This window comes from Micromonospora sp. WMMD734 (genome assembly GCF_049178975.1).
Taxonomy (GTDB): domain Bacteria; phylum Actinomycetota; class Actinomycetes; order Mycobacteriales; family Micromonosporaceae; genus Micromonospora; species Micromonospora wenchangensis.
Genome location: NZ_JBMHMK010000001.1, coordinates 6,126,648 through 6,150,363, shown reverse-complemented (window position 1 = coordinate 6,150,363; position 23,716 = coordinate 6,126,648). Strand labels below are relative to the sequence as shown.

Annotated in this window: 21 protein-coding genes; 9 read left to right on the top strand and 12 right to left on the bottom strand. The window is 72.8% G+C overall.

Annotated elements, in window-relative coordinates:
- Positions 1–48: 48 nt before the first annotated feature.
- Genes ACN267_RS26670 through ACN267_RS26660 form a run of 3 tightly spaced genes read left to right on the top strand, consistent with a single transcriptional unit; the run spans position 49 to position 4,813 of the window.
- A complete protein-coding gene (locus ACN267_RS26670; RefSeq protein WP_421489924.1) occupies positions 49–1,650 on the top strand; it encodes an acyl-CoA carboxylase subunit beta in 1,602 nt (533 codons plus the stop codon).
- A gap of 23 nt (positions 1,651–1,673) precedes the next feature.
- The gene (locus ACN267_RS26665) at positions 1,674–3,653 is read left to right on the top strand and encodes a biotin carboxylase N-terminal domain-containing protein (RefSeq protein WP_421489923.1); all 1,980 of its coding nucleotides are present in this window, start codon (positions 1,674–1,676) and stop codon (positions 3,651–3,653) included.
- On the top strand, positions 3,650–4,813 hold the full coding sequence (locus tag ACN267_RS26660) for an acyl-CoA dehydrogenase family protein (protein WP_421489922.1): 1,164 nt from the start codon (positions 3,650–3,652) through the stop codon (positions 4,811–4,813). The genes ACN267_RS26665 and ACN267_RS26660 overlap by 4 nt, the downstream gene beginning before the upstream one ends.
- Before the next feature lie 8 nt (positions 4,814–4,821).
- Here the strand turns inward: ACN267_RS26660 and ACN267_RS26655 are convergent, their stop codons facing one another.
- Entirely contained in the window at positions 4,822–5,862 is a 1,041-nt protein-coding gene (locus tag ACN267_RS26655; protein ID WP_204957425.1) for a hypothetical protein, read from the bottom strand.
- On the bottom strand, positions 5,859–6,800 hold the full coding sequence (locus ACN267_RS26650; RefSeq protein WP_204957424.1) for a transporter substrate-binding domain-containing protein: 942 nt from the start codon (positions 6,798–6,800) through the stop codon (positions 5,859–5,861). Before ACN267_RS26650 ends, ACN267_RS26655 begins: the two co-directional genes overlap by 4 nt.
- A 185-nt stretch (positions 6,801–6,985) precedes the next feature.
- Between ACN267_RS26650 and ACN267_RS26645 the strand changes: the two genes are divergently transcribed.
- The gene (locus ACN267_RS26645) at positions 6,986–7,312 is read left to right on the top strand and encodes a hypothetical protein (RefSeq protein WP_204957423.1); all 327 of its coding nucleotides are present in this window, start codon (positions 6,986–6,988) and stop codon (positions 7,310–7,312) included.
- Here ACN267_RS26645 and ACN267_RS26640 read toward each other — a convergent pair.
- The 7 genes from ACN267_RS26640 to ACN267_RS26610 all read right to left on the bottom strand — a co-directional run bounded on the left by ACN267_RS26640 (position 7,299) and on the right by ACN267_RS26610 (position 15,233).
- Positions 7,299–8,855, bottom strand: a complete 1,557-nt coding sequence (locus ACN267_RS26640) for a serine/threonine-protein kinase (RefSeq protein WP_421489921.1) — start codon at positions 8,853–8,855, stop codon at positions 7,299–7,301. The two genes, ACN267_RS26645 and ACN267_RS26640, sit on opposite strands and share 14 nt — an antisense overlap.
- A 30-nt stretch (positions 8,856–8,885) precedes the next feature.
- Entirely contained in the window at positions 8,886–9,404 is a 519-nt protein-coding gene (locus ACN267_RS26635) for a hypothetical protein (RefSeq protein WP_204957421.1), read from the bottom strand.
- Positions 9,405–9,578: 174 nt separating this feature from the next.
- Positions 9,579–13,154, bottom strand: coding sequence for an adenylate/guanylate cyclase domain-containing protein (locus tag ACN267_RS26630; RefSeq protein WP_204957420.1), 3,576 nt, complete (start codon positions 13,152–13,154; stop codon positions 9,579–9,581).
- Entirely contained in the window at positions 13,151–13,951 is an 801-nt protein-coding gene (locus ACN267_RS26625) for an MBL fold metallo-hydrolase (RefSeq protein WP_421489920.1), read from the bottom strand. Before ACN267_RS26625 ends, ACN267_RS26630 begins: the two co-directional genes overlap by 4 nt.
- 123 nt (positions 13,952–14,074) lie before the next feature.
- Complete coding sequence (locus tag ACN267_RS26620; protein WP_204957418.1) at positions 14,075–14,536, bottom strand: RidA family protein; 462 nt, start codon at positions 14,534–14,536, stop codon at positions 14,075–14,077.
- A gap of 10 nt (positions 14,537–14,546) precedes the next feature.
- A complete protein-coding gene (locus ACN267_RS26615; protein ID WP_088643831.1) occupies positions 14,547–14,702 on the bottom strand; it encodes a DUF4177 domain-containing protein in 156 nt (51 codons plus the stop codon).
- A 45-nt stretch (positions 14,703–14,747) separates the two neighbouring features.
- Positions 14,748–15,233 carry a hypothetical protein gene (locus ACN267_RS26610; RefSeq protein WP_204957417.1) on the bottom strand — a complete coding sequence of 162 codons (486 nt, stop codon included), beginning with the start codon at positions 15,231–15,233 and terminating at the stop codon, positions 14,748–14,750.
- 327 nt (positions 15,234–15,560) lie between these two features.
- Between ACN267_RS26610 and ACN267_RS26605 the strand changes: the two genes are divergently transcribed.
- The 3 genes from ACN267_RS26605 to ACN267_RS26595 are packed head-to-tail and all read left to right on the top strand — an operon-like array spanning position 15,561 to position 18,373.
- Positions 15,561–16,166 (top strand): hypothetical protein, encoded by a 606-nt coding sequence (locus ACN267_RS26605; RefSeq protein ID WP_204957416.1) that lies wholly within the window; start codon positions 15,561–15,563, stop codon positions 16,164–16,166.
- A 26-nt stretch (positions 16,167–16,192) separates the two neighbouring features.
- On the top strand, positions 16,193–17,170 hold the full coding sequence (locus ACN267_RS26600; RefSeq protein ID WP_204957415.1) for an ArsA family ATPase: 978 nt from the start codon (positions 16,193–16,195) through the stop codon (positions 17,168–17,170).
- Positions 17,171–17,224: 54 nt separating this feature from the next.
- A complete protein-coding gene (locus ACN267_RS26595; protein WP_421489919.1) occupies positions 17,225–18,373 on the top strand; it encodes an ArsA family ATPase in 1,149 nt (382 codons plus the stop codon).
- 70 nt (positions 18,374–18,443) lie between these two features.
- Here ACN267_RS26595 and ACN267_RS26590 read toward each other — a convergent pair whose 3' ends face one another.
- The gene (locus ACN267_RS26590) at positions 18,444–18,764 is read right to left on the bottom strand and encodes a WhiB family transcriptional regulator (protein ID WP_145922143.1); all 321 of its coding nucleotides are present in this window, start codon (positions 18,762–18,764) and stop codon (positions 18,444–18,446) included.
- Positions 18,765–19,166: 402 nt separating this feature from the next.
- On the opposite strand from ACN267_RS26590, the gene ACN267_RS26585 reads away from it, so the two are divergent.
- Complete coding sequence (locus ACN267_RS26585) at positions 19,167–21,611, top strand: penicillin-binding protein (RefSeq protein WP_421489918.1); 2,445 nt, start codon at positions 19,167–19,169, stop codon at positions 21,609–21,611.
- Between the two features lie 79 nt (positions 21,612–21,690).
- Here the strand turns inward: ACN267_RS26585 and ACN267_RS26580 are convergent, their stop codons facing one another.
- Both ACN267_RS26580 and ACN267_RS26575 read right to left on the bottom strand, forming a co-directional pair.
- On the bottom strand, positions 21,691–22,134 hold the full coding sequence (locus ACN267_RS26580; protein ID WP_421490506.1) for a peptidoglycan-binding domain-containing protein: 444 nt from the start codon (positions 22,132–22,134) through the stop codon (positions 21,691–21,693).
- Between the two features lie 196 nt (positions 22,135–22,330).
- A complete protein-coding gene (locus ACN267_RS26575; protein WP_088643824.1) occupies positions 22,331–22,786 on the bottom strand; it encodes a GatB/YqeY domain-containing protein in 456 nt (151 codons plus the stop codon).
- Positions 22,787–22,811: 25 nt separating this feature from the next.
- Between ACN267_RS26575 and ACN267_RS26570 the strand changes: the two genes are divergently transcribed.
- Positions 22,812–23,705, top strand: coding sequence for a metallophosphoesterase (locus tag ACN267_RS26570; RefSeq protein WP_421489917.1), 894 nt, complete (start codon positions 22,812–22,814; stop codon positions 23,703–23,705).
- Positions 23,706–23,716 lie beyond the last annotated feature (11 nt).

Sequence of the window (23,716 nt, the reverse complement as noted above, 5' to 3'; positions counted from 1 at the left end):
TGAGCCGGGTCTGCGAGCCCCGCAGTCGCGAACGAACGGGGGAGATCTATGACGACGCTGGAGAGTGCGGTCGATCCGGCCGCGCCGGCCTTCGTGGCCAACCGGGACGCACTGCGGGAGCGGCTGGCCGAGTTGGACGCCGCGCTCGACCAGGCGCGGGCCGGCGGCGGCGAGAAGTACGTGGCCCGGCACCACGGGCGCGGCAAGCTGCTGCCCCGGGAGCGGATCGAGTTGCTGCTGGACCGGGACAGCCCGTTCCTGGAGTTGTCGCCGGTCGCCGGGTACGGCACCGACTTCCCCGTCGGGGCGAGCGTGGTCACCGGCATCGGCGTGGTCGAGGGCGTCGAGTGCCTGGTCGTCGCCAACGATCCGACGGTACGCGGTGGCGCGGTGAACCCGTGGTCGCTGGCGAAGACCCGACGGGCCGGCGAGATCGCCCTGGCGAACCGGCTGCCGATGGTGAACCTGGTGGAGAGCGCCGGGGCGGACCTGCCCACCCAGGCGGAGATCTTCATTCCGGGCGGCCGGGTGTTCCGTGACCTGACCCGGCTCTCCGCCGCCGGCATCCCCACGGTCAGCGTGGTCTTCGGCAACGCCACCGCCGGTGGCGCGTACGTGCCGGGGATGTCCGACCACGTGATCATGATCCGGGACCGGTCGCAGGTCTACCTGGCCGGGCCGCCGCTGGTGAAGATGGCCACCGGCGAGGTCACCGACGACGAGTCGCTGGGTGGCGCGGCGATGCACGCCGGCACGTCCGGCCTCGCCGACCAGCTCGCCGAGGACGAGCGGGACGGCATCCGGCTGGCCCGGCGCTGCGTCCGCCGGTTCAACTGGCGCAAGCAGGGTCCGCCGCCGCGCAACCCGACGCCGACCCCACCGAGGTACGACCCGGAGGAGCTGCTCGGCATCGTCAGCGCCGACCTGAAGGTGCCGTTCGACCCGCGTGCGGTGCTGGCCCGGATCCTCGACGGCAGCGAGTTCGACGAGTTCAAGCCGGCGTACGGCACCGCCCTGGTCACCGGCTGGGGCGAGCTGCACGGCTACCCGGTGGGGGTGCTGGCGAACGCCCGGGGGGTGCTGTTCAGCGCGGAGGCGCAGAAGGCGGCCCAGTTCATCCAGCTCGCCAACGCCGCCGACACCCCGCTGGTCTTCCTGCAGAACACCACCGGCTACATGGTCGGCACCGAGTACGAGCAGCGTGGCATCATCAAGCACGGTGCCCTGATGATCAATGCGGTGGCGAACTCGACGGTGCCGCACCTGACGGTCAACCTGGGTGCCTCGTACGGTGCCGGCAACTACGGCATGTGCGGCCGGGCGTACGAGCCGAGGTTCCTGTTCACCTGGCCGAACGCGAAGTCGGCGGTGATGGGTCCGGCGCAGTTGGCCGGGGTGCTGTCGATCGTCGCCCGGCAGGCCGCCGCCGCCCGGGGCCGGGACTACGACGAGGACTCCGACGCGGCGATGCGGATGATGGTCGAGCAGCAGATCGAGTCGCAGTCGGGGGCGCTGTTCCTGTCCGGCCGGCTCTACGACGACGGGGTGATCGACCCCCGGGACACCCGTACCGTCCTCGGGCTCTGCCTGTCGGCGATCCACAACGCACCGGTGAAGGGCGCCGACGGCTTCGGCGTCTTCCGGATGTAGCCACCAACGAAAGGCAGGGGTTCGTGATTCGGAAACTGCTGGTGGCCAACCGGGGGGAGATTGCCCGCCGGGTCTTCGCCACCTGCCGGGCGCTGGGCGTGGCGACGGTCGCCGTGCACTCCGACGCGGACGCCGACGCGCCGTACGTGGCCGAGGCCGACGAGGCGGTCCGGCTGCCGGGGAACACGCCCGTCGAGACGTACCTGCGGATCGACCTGATCCTGGACGCGGCCCGGCGCACCGGCGCGGACGCCGTCCACCCGGGTTACGGGTTCCTCGCCGAGCACGCCGGCTTCGCGGCGGCGGTGACCGACGCGGGCCTGACCTGGGTCGGTCCGCCGGCCGGGGCGATCGCCGCGATGGGCGACAAGATCGCCGCGAAGGAGCTGCTGGCCGGGGCGGGGGTGCCGATGCTGCCCACCTGGACCGACGGCGACGCGGTCACCGACTTCCCGGTGCTGGTCAAGGCGTCCGCCGGGGGCGGCGGCCGGGGGATGCGCATCGTCCGCGACCCCGCCGACCTGCCGGCGGCCGTCGACTCGGCGCGCCGCGAGGCCGCCGCCGCGTTCGGCGACGGCACGGTCTTCGTCGAGCGGTACGTCGAACGCGGCCGGCACGTCGAGGTGCAGGTCATCGGCGACACCCACGGTACGGTCGTGGCCCTCGGCGAGCGGGACTGCTCGATCCAGCGGCGGCACCAGAAGATCGTCGAGGAGGCCCCGGCGGTGCTGCCCGACGGGGTGCGGGAGCGGCTGCACGCGGCGGCGGTCGCCGCCGGGCGGGCGGTCGACTACGTCGGGGCGGGGACGGTGGAGTTCCTGCTCGCCCCGGGCGGCGAGTTCTTCTTCCTGGAGATGAACACCCGGCTCCAGGTGGAGCACCCGGTCACCGAGGCGGTCACCGGGCTGGACCTGGTGCGGCTGCAACTGCTGGTTGCCGAGGGCGGTGCGCTGCCGGTGCCGGCGACCCCGCCGCCCGACGGCCACGCCATCGAGGTACGGCTGTGCGCGGAGGACCCGACGCAGGGGTTCCGGCCGGCGACCGGCACGCTGCACCGGTTCGCGGTGCCCGGGGTGGCCGGCGCGTTCACCCCGACCCGGGGCCTGCGGCTCGACTCGGGGGTGGACACCGGGTCGACGGTGGGCGTGCACTACGACTCGATGCTCGCCAAGCTGGTCGCCTGGGCGCCGACCCGGGCCGAGGCGGCCCGGTCGCTGGCCGGGGCGTTGGCCCGCGCCGAGCTGCACGGGGTGGCCACCAACCGGGACCTGCTGGTGCGGGTGCTGCGCAGCGCGGAGTTCGGCGCGGCGCAGGTGGACACCGGGTTCCTGGACGCGCACGCCGAGGTCTTCGCGCCGCTGCTGCCGGCCGACCGGCTGCCGGTCGCCGCGCTGGCCGCCGCGCTGGCCGGGGCCGCCGCGCGTCGGGCCGACGCCCCGGTCCTCGCCGGGCTCCCGTCGGGCTGGCGCAACGTGCCGGCCGTCCCCCAGTCCGTCCGGTACGCCACGGCGACCGGGGACGAGATCGAGGTGCGCTACCGGCTGGACCGGTCCGGCGCGCTCGCCGACTGGTCCACCGACCCGACCGCCGCCGCACCGGCGATGGTGGAGCTGGTGGCGGCGGCACCGGAGCGGGTGCTGCTCGACGTGGCCGGGGTACGGCGGGTGTTGCGCGTACACCGGGCGGGGTCGACGGTCTTCGTGGACGGCCCGGACGGGGCGGCGGAGCTGACCGAGCTGCCCCGGTTCCCGCTGCCCCGCGCGGCGTTGGCGGTCGGTTCGCTGCTCGCGCCGCTGCCCGGCACGGTGACCCGGGTGCACGTGGTGGCCGGTCAGCGGGTCGCCGCCGGTGACCTGCTGCTGACCCTGGAGGCGATGAAACTGGAACATCCCGTGCTCGCCCCGACCGACGGCGTGGTCGCCGACCTGCCGGTGCCCGCCGGCGGGCAGGTTGAGACGGGTGCGGTGCTGGCCGTGGTCAACCCCGAGGAGGCACCCCGATGAACTTCGACCTCACCCCCGAGCAGGACCAGCTCCGCGACGCCGTCCGCGCGCTGGGCCGCCGGTACGGCCACTCCTACTTCGTCGAGAAGGCGAAATCCGGCGGGCACACCACCGAGCTGTGGGAGGAGGCCGGCCGGCTCGGCTACCTGGGGGTGAACGTCCCCACCGAGTACGGCGGCGGCGGTGGCGGCCTCACCGAGCTGGCCATCGTCTGCGAGGAGTTGGCCGCCGCCGGCTGCCCGTTGCTGCTGCTGGTGGTGTCGCCGGCCATCGCCGCCACGGTGATCAACCGGCACGGCACCGAGGAGCAGCGCAAGCGGTTCCTGCCCGGGTTCGCCGACGGCTCGCTGAAGGTGGTCTTCGCGATCACCGAGCCGGACGCCGGGTCGAACTTCCACCGGCTCGGCACGGTGGCCCGCCGCGACGGCGACGACTGGCTGCTCTCCGGCCGCAAGTGCTACATCTCCGGGGTGGACGAGGCACAGTACGTGCTGGTGGTGGCCCGGACGGAGGACGCGACGACCGGAAAGCTCAAGCCCGCGCTGTTCGTGGTGCCGACCGACGCGCCCGGGTTGACCCGGTCCAAACTGGACATGGAGATCGTCTCTCCGGAGAACCAGTTCCTGCTCTATCTGGACGACGTCCGGCTACCCGCCGACGCGCTGGTCGGCGGGTCGTTGGACGCCGGCCTGCCGGCGTTGTTCGCCGGGCTGAACCCGGAGCGGATCACGGTCGCCGCGATGGGTGTCGGCACCGGCCGGTACGCCATCGAGCGGGCCACCGACTACACCGCCACCCGCAAGGTCTGGGGTGGGCGGAGCATCGGCGCGCACCAGGGCGTGGCGCACCCGTTGGCGCACGCGGCGGTGCAGGTGGAACTCGCCCGACTGATGATCCACAAGGCGGCCACCCTGTACGACGCGGGCCGCGACCTGGAGGCCGGCGTCTGCGGCAACATGGCCAAGTACGCGGCCGGGGAGGCCGCCGCGCTGGCCGTGGACACCGCCGTGCAGGCCCTCGGCGGGGCCGGCATGACCACCGAGTACGGCGTGGCGACGCTGCTGGGCGCGGTGCGGGCCGGTCGGATCGCCCCGGTCAGCCGGGAGATGATCCTCAACTTCGTCGCCCAGCACGTGCTGGGCCAGGAGAAGTCCTACTGATCCGTCGGTCAGCGCACGGCGCGGCAGGCCGCGTCGGTACGGTGCACCGGGCGCACCCGCCGGCCCAGCCCCTCCAACAGCGAGTCCTCGACGTGGTAGTCGCGGATGCGCAGCCGGTGCCGGGGCAGTTCCTCCTCGCTGGGGCAGAGCACCTGGCCGCGGACGTCGTCCACCGGCACGTACCGGACGCCGCCGCGCTCCTGGAGCAGCACCATGTTGACGTCGTCCACGGTGACCACGTGCCCCCGGACGTCCTCGGTGACGCCGGGGCTCGACTCCACGGTGGTCACGGTGAGCGGCAGTACCGGCGTGGTGATCACCGGCAGCGCCGCCCAGACCAGCATGGCCAGCACCGCCGCCTCGGTGACCGAGGCGAGCGGCCGGATCACCGCCCCGGGCAGCGGGCCGGTGACCGCCAGGGCGAGCAGCGGCGGGGCGACCAGCAGCGCCAGGACGAGCAGTTCCCGTTGCTGCCACGCGTCGACCAGGGTGGGGGCGAGCAGCCAGCCGTACCCGGCGAGCAGCGCCACCAGGACCAGCGTCCGGGGCACGACGTGCTCGTGCAGACGGGCCGGGGTGAGCTGGAAGGCGGCCACGAACGCGGGCAGCAGCAGCGGCAGGTAGAGCAGTTGCCAGGTGACCAGGGCGGTGAGGAAGCTGGCGAGCACGAACCAGGCGGGGGTGAGGTCCGCCCAGCGGACGAAGAGTGGACGACGGACGGTGGGCGGCATCCGTTCGACGCTGACCCGCAGCACCGCGCCGAGGGCGAAGACCGCGACCAGGCCGGTGGAGAGCAGCCGGGCGGCGGTGGTGAGGAAGCCGGCGAGCAGGTTCACCGGCCCGACGTTCGCCACCAGCAGCAGCGTGGTCTGGAGCTCGCCGCCCGCCTCCACACCGAGACGCAGCACGGAGAAGATGGCGGGCACCCCCACCACGGCCGTCCAGAACGACTGGCTGGCCCGCGCCCGCCGCTCCACCGCCGGGTCCCAGCCGTCGCGCACCGGGACGGTGGTGGCGCCCAGATCCTGCGGTACGGCCGGGGCGGTCACCGCGTCGGCGCCTTGTCGTCGAAGTCGACCAGCTCCGGCACGTTCAACGGCTGGGGCTGTGCCTTGTCCGCCTTCAACCAGGGCCCGAGGGTCTTGTTGTAGGCGGTGAGCCACGGGCTGCTGATCCCGTTGCGCCCGGCCAGGTAGCTCTTCTGGAGGGCGAAAGCGACCAGGTCGCGCAGGGCGGGGTCGCCGATCGGCACCCCGACGCCGAGCAGTTCACTGGTGCCGAAGGGCATGTCGACGATCTCGAACTCGGTCGGGTAGAGGGAGAGGAACCCGGCGAGGATCGTCTCGTCGGAGCTGACCGCGTCGTAGCGGCCCTCCCGGATGCCCTTGACGCAGTCGCCGACCTCCTTGACCACCAGCGCCTTGACGTCGTGCTTGGCCAGCTCGGCCTCGGTGGTGGAGCCGCCGCTGGTGCACACCTTGTAGGCCGGTTCGCGGAGGTCCTCGATGGTGCGGATCTTGTCTCTGAGCCGGGTCGGCACCATCACCTCCTGGGTGGTGACGAAGTACGGCCCGGCGAAGCTGACCAGCTTCTCCCGCTCCTCGGTGATGGAGAAGCTGGACACCACCAGGTCGACCACGCCGCCCTGGAGGGCGGGGATACGGTCCTCGGTGGTCACCGAGACCCACTCGATGCGCTGGTCACCCTCGTAGCCGAGGTAGGAGGCGACGTAGCGGGCGATCTCCACGTCGAAGCCGGAGTGCACGCCGTTGCGCAGCTCGCCCATCAGCGGCTCGGTGGTGGCCACCCCGATCTTGATCTTCGGCTGACCGTCGATGTGCGACTCGCGCAACTTGTCGCGGACCGAGGGCAGCGACGGCTCACGGCGGTTCTCGCAACCGGCGGCGGCGGCCAGGGTGAGGGTCAGGGCCACCGCCAGGGTGGTGGTGACCGATCGGACCCGGTGGCGGGTGAAGATGTGATTCATCGGCGCACCTCGCTGACGGACAGCCTGGGGACACCGAGGGTAGCGGCTCCGGTCCATCTCCGTCGCATCGCCCGGCCCACCGGACGGGCCGGGCCGACACCGTCGTTTCGTCACTCTAGGCAGAACGGACAACCACAGCGAGCCGTATGGTTTGACAGCACGCCCGTTCAGGCCATGCTTGTCGGGTGAGGCGATTCCTGAGGCCGGACGCGCGGACCGTGGCGGTGGTCGCGGCGCTGGCGACCGGTGCGGTGGTGGTGGCGCTGGTCTTCCGGCACCCCGCCGGCATCCTGACCGTGGGGTTGGCGCTGCTCGGTGTCCTCTTCGCGACGGTGACCGGCACCGCGCTGGCCGCGCTGCGCGAACGCGACGACCGGGAGCAACCTGTCGGAACAGCCGCTCCACGCCTGCCGGAGGCCGGCTCGTTCCTCGACGCCGACACCCTCGACGCGCTGGACAGTGCGGCGGTGTTGAGCCGGCTGCACCGGACGCGCGAGGTCAGCGACCAGTGAGGGTGGGGGCGACCAGGGCGTTCACGCCCCGCCCGGCGAGGCAGCGGTAGGTGCGGTCGAGGTCCTTCTCGGCTGGCGGCAGCACTTCGAGCCGCCAGCCGTTGGTGTAGTCGATCCCGCTGGTCAGCCGGAACGTCCGCGCGTTGCACACCGACCGGACGGTCGGGTCGGCGCTGATCGCGGCGTGCCCGGCGGTGGCCAGCGCGGCCGGCAACTGCCCCTCCACGTACGTCTCCCAGGTGTGCCGCCCCTCGCACGAGACCTGCTCGGCCTCGGCCCGGTCGGCACGCAGCCGGACGGGGCCGAAGCACTCCAGCACCGGGGCGCACCGGGCACCGGGCGGCAGGACCACGGCGGTGCCGTCGGCGGCGCAGCCGGGCAGGGTGCCCCAGCGGGCGGCCGGGCTGGACGACCCGACCGTCGACGGGGCGGCGGTCGGCCCGGCCAGCGGCGGAGCGCCACCGGCGACCCACGCCCCGGCGCTTGCCGAGGCGGCCAGGGCGAGCACCCCGGCCCCGCCGAAGAACCAGCGCCGCCGCCGACGTGTGCCGTGCGGCACGGTCGGGTGGTCGTCCTGGGACGGGGGACGGGGAGCGGGCCGCCCGGTGGTCCGTCCGGGTTGGCTGGTGGTCCACCCGAGGGTGTACGGCCCACCGCCGCCGGTGCCACCGGACGGCCCGCCGGAGACCGGGGCGCCGCTGACCGGGGCGGGGGCCGGGTCGAGGGGCAGCGCGGTGAGCAGGTCGCGCAGTTCGAGGGCGGAGGGGCGGGCGTCGGGGTCGTTGGACATCCCGGCGCGCAGCACGTCGACCAGTTCGGTGGGCACCCCGGGCAGGTCGGGGATCGGCTGGTGGAACAGTTCCAGGACGGTGACCAGGCTCGGGTTGCGCTCGGACTGCCAGCGCGGGGGGCGTCCGGTCATCACCGCGTAGAGGGTGGCGCAGAGGGCGTACACGTCGACGGCCGGGGACGGCGGGCTGTGGTTGAACATCTCCGGCGGGGCGTAGGCCGGGGTGAGCACCTCCAGGGTGACCGAGGCGTCCCGCGCCTCGGCCAGTACGGCCAGCCCGAAGTCGGCGAGCACCGCCGAGTTGAAGTGCGAGTGCAGGATGTTGGCGGGCTTGACGTCGCGGTGCAGCACTCCGGCCGCGTGCGAGTGGGCCAGCGCATCGGCGATCTTGATGCCGAGGTCACGGGTCTCGGACGCGTCGAGCGGCGAGGTCCGCATCCGTTCGGCGTACGACCCGTCGCACAACTCCATGATCAGGTAGGGGTGCTGGTCGACTGTCACCCCGACGTCGAACAGGTCCACCACGTGCGGGTGCGAGGACATCCGCCCGGCCGCCCGCGCCTCCCGCAGGAACCGGGCCTGGTCACGTTCGTTGTCCAGGGTGCGGTTCTCCACCTTGACGGCGACCTCCCGACCGACGGAGATCTGGGTGGCCCGGTAGACGGTGGCGTAGCCGCCCCGGGCAAAGACCTGCAAGTCGGTCAGACCGGGCACATTGGGCAGCCGGAGGGCGCCGGGCGGGGTCTCGGTCACGGCTCGAAAATACCCGTTCCGCCGGGGCGCTCAGCGGTCCGTACCGGCGGCTGTGGCCGGACCGGCAGCAGCCGACCGGCTCGTCACACCTCCGGAAACGCCGCTGACCTGGGACGGTGTCGAGATGGGAGCGCTACCGCCCCCACCTGCGGATCGACGGGCATCCCAGCGCAGGCCGAGCGCCGTGGCCACCGCGCCGACCCCCTCCCACAGCGCCACCCCGATGAACCGGTCAGGTGCCACGTCGGCCAGCACGGTCAGCGTGAAGACGGTGAAGGTGACCAACCGGAAGACCACCGTGAACCGGTAGAACGCCCGCCACTCGGTCGCCACCGCCAACAGGTAGTAGACGCCCATGTTGAACGAGGCCATCGAGGACGCGGTGAGGAACGTGCCGGTGTAGTCGCCGGGTGCCCGGGTCGCCGGCACCTCGAAGCCGAGCATCCGCAGCTGCGCCTCCGGCCACACCAGCCCGAGCGCGCCGAGCAGCACCGCCAGCACCCCGAAGACCGCGATCGTCCAACCGGCGCCCGAACGCGGCAACCTCATCCTGCCCTCCACCCGACGGCGCGACCGGCACCGAGTGGCGGTCGCGTGAAGTGACACGCTAACCGTCCCGGCCGACAGGCGCACATCCCCGGAACCGACAGACCTACCGTCCACCGACGATCAGGACCCGCCGGACCACCCGGCTGGACCCGCCGGCACCCGCCGACCGACCGGTCAGACCCCGTCGGCGAGCCGGGCCGCCAGGGCGTCGGCGCTGGCCCGTTCGCTGCGCTGCTCGGTGGCGTACGCCAGCCGCACCGCCTCCTGCGCGCTGGCCGACGCCTCGGCCGGATGACCGCAGGCCGCCAGCGCCTCGGCCAGCACCCCGGCGCCGATCACCTGGCTGCGGACGTCCTCCGCCGGGGCGGCGACCGCCCGCCGGGCCCAGTCCAACGCCTGCTCCGGCTGGCCGTGGGCGAGCAGCGCGGAAGCGTACCGGGCGAGGGTCTGCCGGCGGGAGAACAGCAGCGTCGGCGTCTTCGCGGCGGTCGTCGCCACCGGGGCGAGCAACCCGACCGCGGTGGCCGGGTCACCGGCGGCGAGCCGGGCGGTGGCCAGCAGCACCCGGGGGGCGGCCTGCGCCGGGGCCTGCGGGTTGTGCGGTTCCACGGCGGTCAGCACCGCCCGGGCGTCCCGCTCGGCGGTCTCGCAGTCGCCCATGTCCAGCGCCACGAAGCCGCGCAACGTGCCGGCCATCCCGGTCAGCAGCGGATGCGAGGTCCGCCCGGCGTACGCGAGGGCGTCGGTGAACAGGTCGGCCGCGTGCTCCGGCTCGCCCAGCCCGCGCGCCACCACCCCCCGGACCACCAGGGCGAACCCGCGCCCCCAGTCGTCGGAGACGGCGGCGAAGTCCCGGTACGCCCGGCGGGCCGACCGGTCGGCCTCGGCCACCTCACCCATCTCCGCCCCGGCGAACGCCTCGACCGCGCGCAGCGTGCCCACCGCCCACGCCTCGCCGACGCGTTCCCCGAACGGCAGGAAGACCCCGGCCAGCCGGCAGGCCTCCCCCAGCCGGCCGGCCAGCAGCCGGGCGAAGGCGGTGGTGCCGCGCAACCAGGCCCGCCCGTACGGGTCCTTCAGCTCGGCGAAGAGCCGGGCGGCCCGGCCGAGCACCGCGTCGGTGCCGGCGAAGTCCCCCCGGGTGGTGGTGACCCAGGCCAGGTTCTGCAACGCCCACGCCTGCCCGCGCAGGTCCTTCGCGGCGAGGCTGATCTGGTAGGAGGCGGCGAGCCGGCTGCTCGCCTGCCCGAGCCGGCCGGCGACGAAGTCGGCCATCCCGAGCCGGCGCATCGCCGAGGCCCGCAGGTTGGTCACCTTCCCGTCGGTGGCCACCTGCAACGCCTCCTGCCAGCAGGCCGTCGCGCGGGCCTGGTCGCCCTGGGTCTGCTGGGCCTGGCCGGCGAGCAGCAGGGCGCTGGCCCGGGTGCCGGCGTCGTCACCGGCGTTGGCAGCGATCTTCTCGGCGAAGGCGAGCGCGTCACCGACCCGGCCGACCTGGAGCAACGCCCGCGCGTGCACCAACCGGTCGGCCGGGGGCATCCCCTCGCGGGCCAGCTCGGCGGCGCGTTCGGCGTGCTCGACGGCCAGCGCCGGCTCGCCGTCCTGCAACGCCCGGCGGGCGGCCCGGCCCAGCGCGGCCACCCCGAGCCCGGCGACCGTCCGGGCCGGCGAGTCCGGGCGGAGCTTCACCGCGTCGGCGAGGACGGCGGCCCGCTCGACCTGCTCGGCCACGAAGTCGTCCCGGGCCGCGTCGGTGAACCCGCCAGGCGGGGCGACCGTCGCGCCGGGGACCCCGGTCGCCCAGCGGGCCAGCGCGGCGTGCCGTTCGGCGAGTTCGGCCTTGCTCACCCCGGCGTAGGCGGCCTCCCGCATCAGCGGGGTGGCGAACGCGAAGCCGCTGCGGGTGCGGTGCAGCATCCGGCGTTGCAGCAACTCCTCCACGGCCCGTTCCAGCTCGACGGCGGCCACCGCGCCCGGCCGGCCGGCCGGACCGGTCCGCTGCTCACGCAGCGCCTCCAGCGCACCGGTGGGCACCACGTCGCCGACCACGGCGGCGTCCCGCAGCACCGACCGGGCCTCCGGCGGGAGCGCGTCGATGCGGGCGGCGAGCACGGCGGCGAGGTCCCGGGAGAGCAGCCGGCTGCCCAGCGACCCAGGCACCAGCCGCCAGCCGCCGTCGGGGCCGGCGGTCAACGCCCCCCGTTCGCGCAGCAGGGTGACCAGTTCGGCCAGGTAGAAGGCGTTGCCCTGGGCGGTGGCGAGCAGCCGGTCGGCGTCGGCCTGGGGCAGCCTGCCGCCGTTGAGATAGCTGGTGAGCAGGCGGGAGGCGTCCGCGCCGCGCAGTGGCGGCAACGGCTGCACCTCGGCGTCGGCGATCCAGGTCAACGCCCCGGCGGTCCGGACCAGCTCCGGGCGGCCCAGCAGCATCACCAGGACCGGGCCGGTGAGTCGGGACAGGGTCGCGCCGAGGGCGGCGATCGTCTCGCCGGTGGCGTCGTGCAGGTCGTCGACCACGATCACCAGCGGCGCCTCGGCGGCCAGGGCGTTGAGCAGCCCGGCCACCGCGACCGGCACCGCCTCGGCGTCGGCGGTCGGCGGGGTGGCCCCCCACCCGCCCTGGTCGCCGGGGCTGCCGGCGGGCAGTTCGGCGTACCCGAGCAGGGCCAGGAGCTGGTCACCGGCGAGCGGTGGCGGGTCGGGGCGCAGCCGGCCGAGCCGCTGGGCGAGCCGGCGCAGCCGTTCCTCCACGGCCGGCCGGGTGAGCGCGGTGGAGGTGTCACTGGGCAGGCCGACGGCGGCCCGGACCAGGTCGGCCAGCGGGGCCAGCCGACGTCGCTCACCGAAGGCGGCGCAGCGTACCGAGAGCACCCGGGCGCCGCTGTGCGCGGCGTACCGGCCCGCGCCGACGTCGTAGCCGGCGGCGAGGCGTTCCACCTCGGCGGCGAACCGGGACTTGCCGATCCCCGCCTCGGCGGTCATCAGCAGCACCCGGGGTTCGCCCCGGTCGATCACCTCGGCGAGCCGGCCGGCGACCCGGCCGATCTCGGTCTCCCGCCCCACGAAGGGCGCCTCGTCACCGAGCCCGGACCGGGTGCCGGGGGCGTCGAGCAGGCCCAGCAGCTCGTACGCCTCGACCGGCTCGCGCTTGCCCTTGAGCCGCAGCGGACGCAGCACCCGCCAGGAGGCGACGTGCCGGGTGGCCGACGAGGTGCGGGCCCCGGCGTAGATCGCGCCGACGGCGGCGGCGTCGGCCAGCCGGGCGGCGGTGTTCACCGTGTCCCCGATGACCGTGTACTCGATGGCGGCCTGGATGCCGGCGATCACGTCGCCGGTGTTCAGCCCGACCCGTAGGCCGAGCGGTGCGCCGCCGCCGCGTTCGTCGTCGAGCACCCGACGCACCGCCCGCTGCATCGACAGGGCGGCCCGGACGGCCCGTTCGGCGTCGTCCTCGTGGGCCACGGGCGCGCCGAAGACCGCCATGATGCCGTCGCCGGTGAGCTTGTCGACGTGCCCGCCGAACGTCTTGACCGCGCCGGCGAGCGCGGCGAGCACCCGGTCGGTGACCGCGCCGACCCGCTCCGGGTCGAGGTCCTCCGACCACGAGGTGAACTCGGACAGGTCGCCGAAGAGCACGGTGACGACCCGGCGTTCGGCGGTCGGCAGGCCGGCGGCGGCCGGCAGCGCCGCCCCGCAGTTGTGGCAGAACCGCGCGCCCGGGACGGCGAGCGTGCCGCACACCGGGCAGGTCACGGCTGCTCCACTCCCAGGTACTCCAGCTGGGCGCGGACCGACCATTCGGCGGCCCACCACAGCGACCGGTCCACGTCGGCGTAGACGGTCGCGACCACCTCGGATGCGGTGCGCGCGCCCGCGTCGACGGCGGCCCGGACCTGGTCGAGCCGGGCCCGGCGGTGGGCGAGGTAGAAGTCGGCCGCCGCGCCGCAGTCAGCGAGCGCCGGGCCGTGGCCGGGCAGCGCCGGGATGCCCCGGTACGCCGACAGCCGCTCCAGGCTGGCCAGGTAGTCGCCGAGGTGGCCGTCGGGGTGGGCGACGACGGTGGTGCCCCGGCCGAGGATGGTGTCCCCGGTCAGCACCACCCGCTCGGTGCCGTACGACACCTGCAGGCAGACCGAGTCGGCGGTGTGCCCGGGGGTGGCGATCAGATCGATGCCCAACCCGTGCCCGTCGAGCTGCCCGGCCGCCCCGGTCAGCGGGTTGCCGCCGACGGTGTGTGCCGGGTCGACGGCGAGCACGGGGACCCCACCGAGCAGGTCGCTCAGCCGGGGGGCACCCTCGGTGTGGTCGGGGTGCCCGTGGGTGATCAGCACGAGCCCGACCGGCCCGGACGCGGCCACGGCGGCGAGGTGTCCCTCGTCGGCCGGGCCGGGGTCGACGACGATCGCCCGTTGCGCGTCGGGGGCGCGCAGCAGCCAGGTGTTGGTGCCCTCCAGGGTCATCGGCCCCGGGTTGGGGGCGCGCAGCAACGTCACCCACTGCGGCAGCCGGTCGGCCAGCGCGGCCGGCGGTGCCGTCACATGCCCGGTCATGGCTGCGATCGTACGACCCTGTGCGCCACTCCCCGCGATCTTGCCGAACCGGCCCACAGGTTTGTGGCCCTTCACGGCTTTCGACCCACCGGGCGGGTCACCTCGCGGGGAGTGGCGGTGGGGTCAGGCCACCTCGACGATCAGCTCGATCTCGACCGGGGCGTCCAGCGGCAGCTCGGCCACCCCGACGGCCGAACGGGCGTGCCGGCCGGCCTCCCCGAAGACCGCGCCGAGCAGGTCGGAGGCCCCGTTGATCACGGTCGGCTGGCCGTGGAAGCCCGGTGCCGAGGCCACGAAGCCGGTCAGCTTCACGATCTTGACGATGTTCTCCAGGCCGACCAGCGAGTCGACGGCGGCGAGGGCGTTCAGCGCGCACCGCTCGGCGAGGTCCTTGGCCTGCTCGGGCGAGACACCCGCGCCGACCTGCCCGGTGGCGAGCAGCTTCCCCTCGGCGACGGGCAGTTGACCGGAGACGTAGACGTGCTGACCGGACTGCACGGCCGGGACGTAGCTGGCCACCGGCGGCACCACCTCGGGCAGGGCCAGGCCCAGCTCGGCCAGCTTGGCGTGGGGTCCGTTGCTCATCGTCGGACCCTCAGCCCTTGGGCCGCTTGAGGTACGCGACCAGCTGGTCCGGGTTCGGGCCGGGGATCACGGCGACGAGTTCCCAGCCGTCCTCGCCCCAGTTGTCGAGGATCTGCTTGGTCGCGTGGACCAGCAGCGGGACCGTGGCGTATTCCCACTTCTGCATCGGTGGAAGGCTCCCTTGCCTGGCGTGGACTGTGTCGTCGACAGCCTACGGTCCGGGTGACGGCCGGGGCGCGGGACGCTGCTCGGGGGCGGTGGGCAGCTCGCCGCACTGCCCGGTGTGGTCGTACGGCTGGGGGCAGCGGGACCGGTCGGGCAGCAGCAGGTCGCAGAAGACCCGGTGCCTGTTGTTCTGGTCGTCGGCGGTGGAGACGGTGGTCTCGCCGGCGTCGAGTTCGACGAGGAAACCCAGCGAGGTGGCCACGGTGCCGGCCAGCGCGGTCGCCGCCGCCAGGTCGGCCACCCGGATCGGCAGGTGGATGACGTAGCCGGGCTCCTCGTCGTCCCGGCCACGGTCACCGGGGCGGCCGAGCATCCGCAGCACCTCGGTCGGTTCGGCGCAGCGCCGGTAGGAGCGCTCGTTCATCGGCAGCCCCGTGCCGGGGGCGTCCGCGTCACCGGCCGAACCTCCCCGCCTCCCCCGGTCTCCTGGTGCTGAGAAGTGGGCTCGGGCGATATTCTCCGCGTCGCGCATGTACCTTCCTCCGGCCTCGTACCGTGAATGACCGCCGTCCGGACCGGGTGCCGACCCGATCCGCTCCCCCACACCCGGACGAACGTAGGACCCCGCCCGACACGGGGACAACGGGACGCGCACGGTTGATTACGCAAAGTCACATATGCGACACTCGCTTGGTCCGGAAAACGATCGCGATCCACAGCAGGTCGTGAGCGGTCCGCCACGCGCCGCCCATCGACCGTTACCCTTGCGCCTCGGACGGGCGATCAGGGGTCGCCCGCCGCGCCCGTACCCGCGTCGTCGCCAGGGGCGGCGACGGCGCCCCATCCCCCGGGGGACCACATGACCCATCCACCGTTCGGTGGCGCGAGCGGATCGCCAGGCGGACCACCGCCACGGCACGACCCACCAGACCCGGGCGGGACGACCGCTCCCGGCCTCTCCCCGTCAGGTGTCGGCGCGCCGCCGTCGACCAGTCACCCCGGGTACCGGGCGGCGACCCCGGCGCGGCGACGCGGCCCGCTGGCCGCCTGGCTCGCGCTGGCGGCGGCCGTGGTGCTCTGCGGCGGCGGCGGGACGCTCGCCTTCCTGACCCTTCGCGACGCCGAGGGCGGTGAGGGGGCCAAGGAGCCGACGGTGGCGGTGGACGGCTTCCTCACCGCCGTCTACCAGGAACGCGACGCCGGCAGGGCGGCCAACTTCGTCTGCGCGGAGTCCCGCGACCCGCAGAAGATCAACGCCAAGGTGGCCGAGGTGCAGAAGTACGCCACCACCTACATCAACCCGCGGTTCCGCTGGTCCAGCCCGACCGTCGACAGCCAGAACGGCGACCGGGCCACCGTCTCCACCACGCTGACCATGACCACCGCCGACGAGAAGATCGCCGAGCAGCCGTTGCGGTTCACCGTCGTACGGAAGACGGGTTGGTGGGTCTGCGAGGTCGGCTGACCGCGCGGGGTGGATAGGCTCGACCGGTGCGAGCAGCAGAGCGGCCGGCCGACCCGGCCGGTACCGGGTGGCCGTCCCGCCTGCACGTGGTGACCGGCAAGGGCGGCACGGGAAAGACGAGCGTGGCGGCGGCGCTGGCGCTCGCCCTGGCCGCCGGTGGCCGCCGCACCCTGCTGGTCGAGGTGGAGGGCCGGCAGGGGATCGCCCAGCTCTTCGGGGTCGATCCCCTGCCGTACGCCGAGCGGCACCTCGTCGACGCCCCCGGCGGCGGCGAGGTGCGCGCCCTCGCGGTGGACGCCGAGGAGGCGTTGCTGGAGTACCTCGACATGTTCTACAAGCTCGGCGCGGCCGGCCGGGCGCTGCGCAAGCTCGGCGCGATCGACTTCGCCACCACCATCGCCCCGGGTCTGCGGGACGTGCTGCTCACCGGCAAGGTCAAGGAGGCCACCACCCGCACCGCCGGCCAACGCCGGGTGTACGACGCGGTGGTGCTGGACGCCCCGCCGACCGGCCGGATCGGGCGGTTCCTCAACGTCACCGCCGAGACCGCCCGGCTGGCGAAGGTCGGCCCGATCAAGACCCAGAGCGACGGGGTGTCGGCGTTGCTGCGCTCCCCGATGACCGCGGTGCACGTGGTGACGCTGCTGGAGGAGATGCCGGTCCAGGAGACGGTGGACGCGATCGCCGAGCTGACCCAGCTCGGTTTCCCGGTGGGCCGGGTGATCGTCAACGCGGCCCGCCCGCCGTCGACCACCGGCCGGGAGGTGACCCGGGCGGAGCTGAAGCGGGGGTTGGCCGCCGCCGGCCTGCCGACCGACCCGGCGACCGTGGCCGGCCTGGCCGGCGAGGCACGGGACCAGCAGGTACGCCGGGAGCTGGAGGATTCGCTGCGGACCGACCTGGTGGAGCTGGGGCGGCCGGTGACCGAGCTGCCACTGCTGCCCGACGGGGTGGATTCGGCCGGGCTGGCGGCGTTCGCCGAGATCCTCCGTCGGGCGGATTGACGCGCACCTCACGTCGGCCCTGGCGCACGGACCCCACCGGCCCGATACGCTCGATTGGTGCCTTCCGAAGACGCGGCGCCCGTGCTGGATGTCGACCAGATCCTCGCCGACCCCGGCGTGCGCATCGTGGTCTGCTGTGGCGCCGGCGGAGTGGGCAAGACGACCACGGCGGCGGCGCTGGCGCTGCGGGCGGCCGAGCGGCACGGCCGACGCACGGTGGTGCTCACCATCGACCCGGCCCGCCGGCTGGCCCAGTCGCTCGGCCTGACCGAGCTGGACAACACCCCCCGCCGGGTCAAGGGGATCGACGTGGAGGCCGGCGGCGGCGAGCTGCACGCCATGATGCTGGACATGAAGCGCACCTTCGACGACGTGGTGCTCCAGCACACCGACCCGGCGAAGGCGGCGGAGATCTTCGCCAACCCGTTCTACCAGGCCATGAGCTCCACCTTCGCCGGCACCCAGGAGTACATGGCGATGGAGAAGCTCGGCCAGTTGCATGCCCGGGGCGAGTGGGACCTGATCGTGGTGGACACCCCGCCGTCCCGTTCGGCGCTGGACTTCCTCGACGCCCCGGCCCGGCTCTCCCGTTTCCTGGACGGCCGGATGCTGCGGCTGCTGCTCGCCCCGGCCCGCAGCGGAGGGCGGAGCATGTTCAGTTTCGTCACCGCCAGCTTCGGGATGTTCTCCCGGGTGGTGCAGAAGGTGCTCGGGGCGCAGTTGCTGACCGACCTCTCCGGTTTCGTCGCCGCGCTGGACTCGATGTTCGGCGGCTTCCGGCAGCGGTCCGAGCAGACGTACCGGATCCTGCAGGCCCGCGAGACGGCGTTCCTGCTGGTGGCGACGCCGGAGCCGGACGCGGTCCGGGAGGCGGCCTACTTCGCCGGCCGGTTGGGCGCGGAGCGGATGCCGCTGGCCGGGCTGGTGCTCAACCGGGTGCACCGGCCGGCGGTGGCCCTGGACGCGGCGGCCAGCCGGGCGGCGGCCGACCGGCTGGCCGACCTGGGCGGGCACGAGGCCACGGTCGACGTGTTGCGGGCGCACGCCGCGCTGGCGCAGCAGGCGGCCCGCGAACAGCAGGTGGCCCGGCGGTTCACCGAGGCGTTCCCGGCGGTGCCGGCGGTGTCGGTGACGGCACAGCCCGCCGACGTGCACGACGTCGACGGGCTGCGGACGATCGGCGCGGCGATCAGCCACCCCTGACCTGCGGGCCGGTCCACCTGGCCGGGCCCGCGCCGGGCGGACCGTGGTCCGGTCGGACCACGGTCGGGTCTCAGCCGGCGGTGGTGACCAGGATCTTGTCCTTGCCGCTGCGGTCCTTGGCGTTCTTCTTCATCGCCGCCTCGAACATCTTGCGCCAGCTCGCCACCTGCGGGTGCCGGCGCAGCAGGGCGCGGCGTTCCCGTTCGGTCATGCCACCCCACACGCCGAACTCGATGCGGTTGTCGAGCGCGTCGGCCAGGCACTCGTACCGCACCGGGCAGCTGCGGCAGATCCGCTTCGCGACGTTCTGCTCGGCGCCCTGTACGAACAACGCGTCCGGGTCTCCGTTCTGACACGCCGCCAGCGACGGCCAGTCAGTGATCATCCCCATCTGTACACGTCCCCCCTTGCAGTACCAACCGACTCGTGCGACCAGCCGTCGTTCCCCCCGGTCGTCCGGCCCGTTCCTTCCCCAAGGAGGCACGGACGACGTGTGGCTCGGGTCGCCGCCACCATCATGCTCTGTAGTCGCATGATTACGCAACGTTGTCGGCGAAATCCAACATTCCGGACAGTCCCGGCTTCCCGGGCCTTCGATCGCCGCTTACCCCGTCGGAGTACGTGAAAACGCTGCGCGGGCTCCACCGATCGGTGGAGACTCGGCGCGGTCACCCGCAACCTCACACCGGGGGTCGTGCGTTTAGCACAACGAGGTCGGCGCGCGCAGGAAATGGGGAAAGAACGCCCCGGCGCCCCTCGTTCCCTACTCGCGTACCCTGTCGAGGTGACCTGGATGCGGAAACGTGACCACAATGTCTTCACCAACGCCGCATCGCTACTGATCTGCGGCCTGCTGGCCGGTGTGGTGGTGGCGGCGGCGGCCTTCCCCGCGGTGGCGATGTCCGGCCTGGCGGCCAAGGCCGGCGCCGAGACCTTCGGCGCGCTGCCCAAGGAGCTGACGGTGGCCCGCGCGCCACAGATCAGCTACCTGCTCGCCAACGACGGCAAGACCCCGCTGGCGACCATGTACGACGAGAACCGGCGCGACGTCAAGCTCGCGGACATCTCCCCGTACATGCAGAAGGCGATCATCGCCGCCGAGGACCACGACTTCTACAAGCACAACGGCGTGGACGTCAACGGCGTGGCCCGGGCGTTCGTCAACAACCAGTCCGGCACCAACTCGCAGCAGGGTGCGTCCACCCTGACCATGCAGTACGTCCGGCTGGCCATCGCCTACTCGGCCACCCACCCGGCCGACGTGGTCGCCGCGACCGAGGACACCAGCGCCCGCAAGATCCGCGAGATGCGGCTGGCCCTCCAGGTCGACAAGGAGTTCTCGAAGGACGAGATCCTCACCCGCTACCTGAACCTCGCCTCCTTCGGCAACGGCGCGTACGGCATCTTCGCCGCCAGCCAGGTGTACTTCGGCAAGTCCCCCAAGAACCTCAAGATCGAGGAGGCGGCGCTGCTGGCCGGCATGGTCAAGGCGCCGACTACCAACGATCCGACCACCCGCAGCGGCTACCCGCTCGCGCTCGACCGGCGTAACTACGTCATCGACAACATGGTCAAGACGAAGGCCATCACCCAGCAGGAGGCCGACGCCGCCAAGGCGACCAAGCTGGTGGTGAAGGACAAGCGCACCCCGAACGGCTGCGTCGCCACCAACCAGAAGGACTGGGGCTTCTTCTGCGACTACTTCTACCGCTGGTGGCTTTCGCAGGAGACCTTCGGCTCCACCACGTACGACCGGGAGCGGCGGCTCAAGAGCGGTGGCTACACCATCACCACCACGCTCGACGTGCAGGCGCAGAACGGTGCCGACCGGGCCGTCCGCCGCAACCTCGGGGTGAACAGCAAGGCCGCCCGGATGGTCGCCGCGATCGAGCCGGGCACCGGTCGGGTACGCGCGCTGTCGGTCAACCGGAACTTCAAGATCGATGATCCGAAGAAGCCGCAGAACAAGCTCTCCAGCGACCCCAAGAAGGCCAAGAAGAAGATCCGGGGCAACTACCCCAACACGGTGAACCCGCTGCTCAGCGGCGGCCAGGGCATCACCGGCTACCAGGCCGGCTCGACGTTCAAGATGTTCACCATGGTGGCCGCGCTGGAGAAGGGCATCCCGCTCGCCTACCAGATCAACTCGCCGCCGGTCTTCAAGTCGGAGTACATCGTCGAGCAGAACTCGCCCGCCGCCTGCCCGGGGACGCACTTCTACTGCCCCAAGAACGCCTCGGCGAGCATGGCCGGCGTGCACAACATGTGGACCGCCTTCGGCAGCTCGGTCAACACCTACTTCGTCCCGCTGGAGCAGCAGGTCGGCGCGGAGAACGTGATCAAGGCGGCGCAGAAGCTCGGCATCACCTTCCGCAGCAGCGACGACGCCCGCCGGGCCACCAAGGAGGGCGGCGCCAACCAGTGGGGCGCGTTCACCCTGGGTGTCTCCCAGACCACCCCGCTGGAGTTGGCCAACGCCTACGCCACCCTGGCGGCCGACGGGAAGTACTGCGAGCCGATCCCGGTGCAGCAGATCAAGGACCCGGAGGGCAACAAGCTCGACGTCGCCAACCCGCGCTGCGAGCAGCGGATCAGCACCGAGGTGGCCCGGGCCGCCGTGGACGCCGCCCGTTGCCCGGTCGGTGACCGGTCGTCGGTCTCCAAGTGCTCCGGGGCGACCGCCCGCAACGTCCGGGGCATCGTCGGCAAGCCGGTGGCCGGCAAGTCCGGCACCACCGACGGTGACAAGACCTCGGCCCTGGTGGTGATGACCAAGCAGTTCGCGGTGGCCGGCATCATGGCCGACCCGGACTGGCCCCAGACCAACCAGAGGATGGGTCACGACGAGACGCCGACCGGCATCAACCCGGCGGTCTACCAGACGCTGCGGGACGCCATGAAGGGCAAGCCCGGCATCGAGTTCACCCCACCCAACGGCAAGATCATCAACGGTGACCAGCGTTCCATCCCGAACGTGAAGTGCCAGTCGGTGGACGGCGCCCGGGGCAAGCTCAAGGAGGCCGGCTTCTCCGTCGTCGTCTCCGACAACAAGATCGCCTCGGAGTGCCCGGCCGGCACCGTCGCCGGCACCAGCCCCAACGGCCGCACCATCAAGGGCGGCGTGGTCACCATCGAGGTGAGCAGCGGCGGCGGCAGCACCCCGAACCAGGGCGGCAACACGCCCGGCGGGCCGGGAGGACCGGGAGGACCCGGGGGCCGGCCACCGAACGGCAACTGACCCCTACCGACGACGACGGGCGGGCACCCCACACGGGGTACCCGCCCGTTCCGCATCCGCGGTAAAAAGAACTCAAAAATCAGGTGTAGATGGGGTTTGCAGCCTCGTCGCACCGACCACCCACCGTACGCCAGGTAAGGCTCGACCGGGTCTGCGGCCCATAGATCCCATCGGCGGTGATGCCCTCACGATTCTGAGCCGACACCAAGGCAGACTTGGTTGCCGGACCGAAATCGTTGTCCACCGTAATGCTGGCGCCGTAGCAGTACTTCAAGGCCCTCTGCAGGGCGCCAACGGCGCTACTGTTGGCACCTTGCGCCATTCCACAGCTCGTGCTCGACGCGGTACTTCCGGTCGACGGCATGGCGATGGGATCGACGGTGCTGTACGCGCTGCTCGCCACATTGACCGTGCGAGAGCAGGTAGCCTGGATAGAGATGTCAGCGGACGCCACCGTGGGCGCGATGACAACGGCGCCTATGGACGTCGAAATGAACAGGGAAGTAACAGCCAACCGCTTCATGGCCACCTCAGATAGTTGAGGCAACGAGGGTCGCGCTTTCAACCGGTATCGATCACGCCCCCGTTACGATTTCAAGCCGGCCCGAGTAAGCCTTCCACGATTCAATCGTCACCGCAACAGGAGGTGGCGAACACTCTCGGCAACCAATGTCGTATTGATGAAACAAACAGCCATGTAGGTGTTGTCGGGGGTGAGGTCAGAGGCCGAGCTGTCGGCGTACCTCGGCGGCGACGCGACCACCCTCGGCCCGGCCGGCCACCGCGGCCTGGGCCGCCTTCATCGCCGGGCCCATCTGGGACTTCTCGGTGAAGCCGCCCGCGGCCAGCGCCCCCGACACCAGCTCCGTCAGCTCCTGCTCCGAGAGCTGCTTCGGCAGGTAACGGTCGAGCACCGCGCCCTCGGCGGTCTCCTTGTCGGCCTGCTCGGCGCGGCCGGCGTCGGCGAACGCGGCAGCCGCCTCCCGGCGCTTCTTCGCCTCCTTGGTCAGCACCGCGAGCACCTCGTCGTCGGAGAGCTCGCGCTTGGCCTTGCCGGCGACCTCGGCGTTGCCGACGGCGGCCAGCGCCATCCGCAACGTGGAGGTGGTCAGCTCGTCGCGCGCCTTGAGGGCGGCGCGCATGTCTGCGGTCAGGCGGTCCTTCAGCGTGCTCATGGACGCTCAAACTACCCTGGTCGGCATGCGAAAGCGCACACTATTCGGCCTCGCCGCCGGGACCGTCGCCGCCGGGGCGGCCACGCTGGCGTACGCGTCCCTCGTCGAACGCAACATGTTCACCCTGCGCCGGTACGACGTGCCGGTGCTGCCGGCCGACGCCGAGCCACTGCGCGTGCTGCACCTGTCGGACCTGCACATGATGCCCGACCAGCGGCGCAAGCAGCAGTGGGTGGCGTCGCTCGCCGCCCTCGACCCGGACCTGGTGGTGGTCACCGGGGACAACATGGCCCACCCCGACGCGGTGCCCGGGGTGCTGCGCGCCCTGCAACCGCTGCTCGACTACCCGGGCGCGTTCGTCTTCGGCTCCAACGACTACACCGGGCCGGTCTGGAAGAACCCGTTCACCTACTTCCTGCCGGGCCGGGAGTACACCGAGGGCGCCGCCCTGCCGTACGAGGAACTGCGTGACGTCCTCACCGGGGCCGGCTGGGCGGACCTCAACAACGCGCGTACCTCACTCAAGGCCGGTGGCCGCCTGATCGAGCTGGTCGGCGTGGACGACCCGCACATCGGGCAGGACGACTATCCGGCCGTCGCCGGCCCGGTCACCCCCGCCGCCGACCTGTCCATCGCGCTCGCCCACGCCCCGGAACCGTCCCTGCTCGACCAGATGGCCGCCGACGGCTTCGGCCTGCTGCTGGCCGGGCACACCCACGGCGGTCAGGTCTGCGTACCCGGTTACGGCGCGCTGGTGACCAACTGCGGCCTGCCCCGGTCGATGGCGAAGGGCCTGCACCGCTGGCCCGGCTCCGACTCCTGGCTGCACGTCTCGGCGGGCCTCGGCACCCACCCCACCGCCCCGGTCCGCTTCGCCTGCCCACCCGAGGCCAGCATCCTCACCCTCACCCCCCGCTGACCCACCCCCAC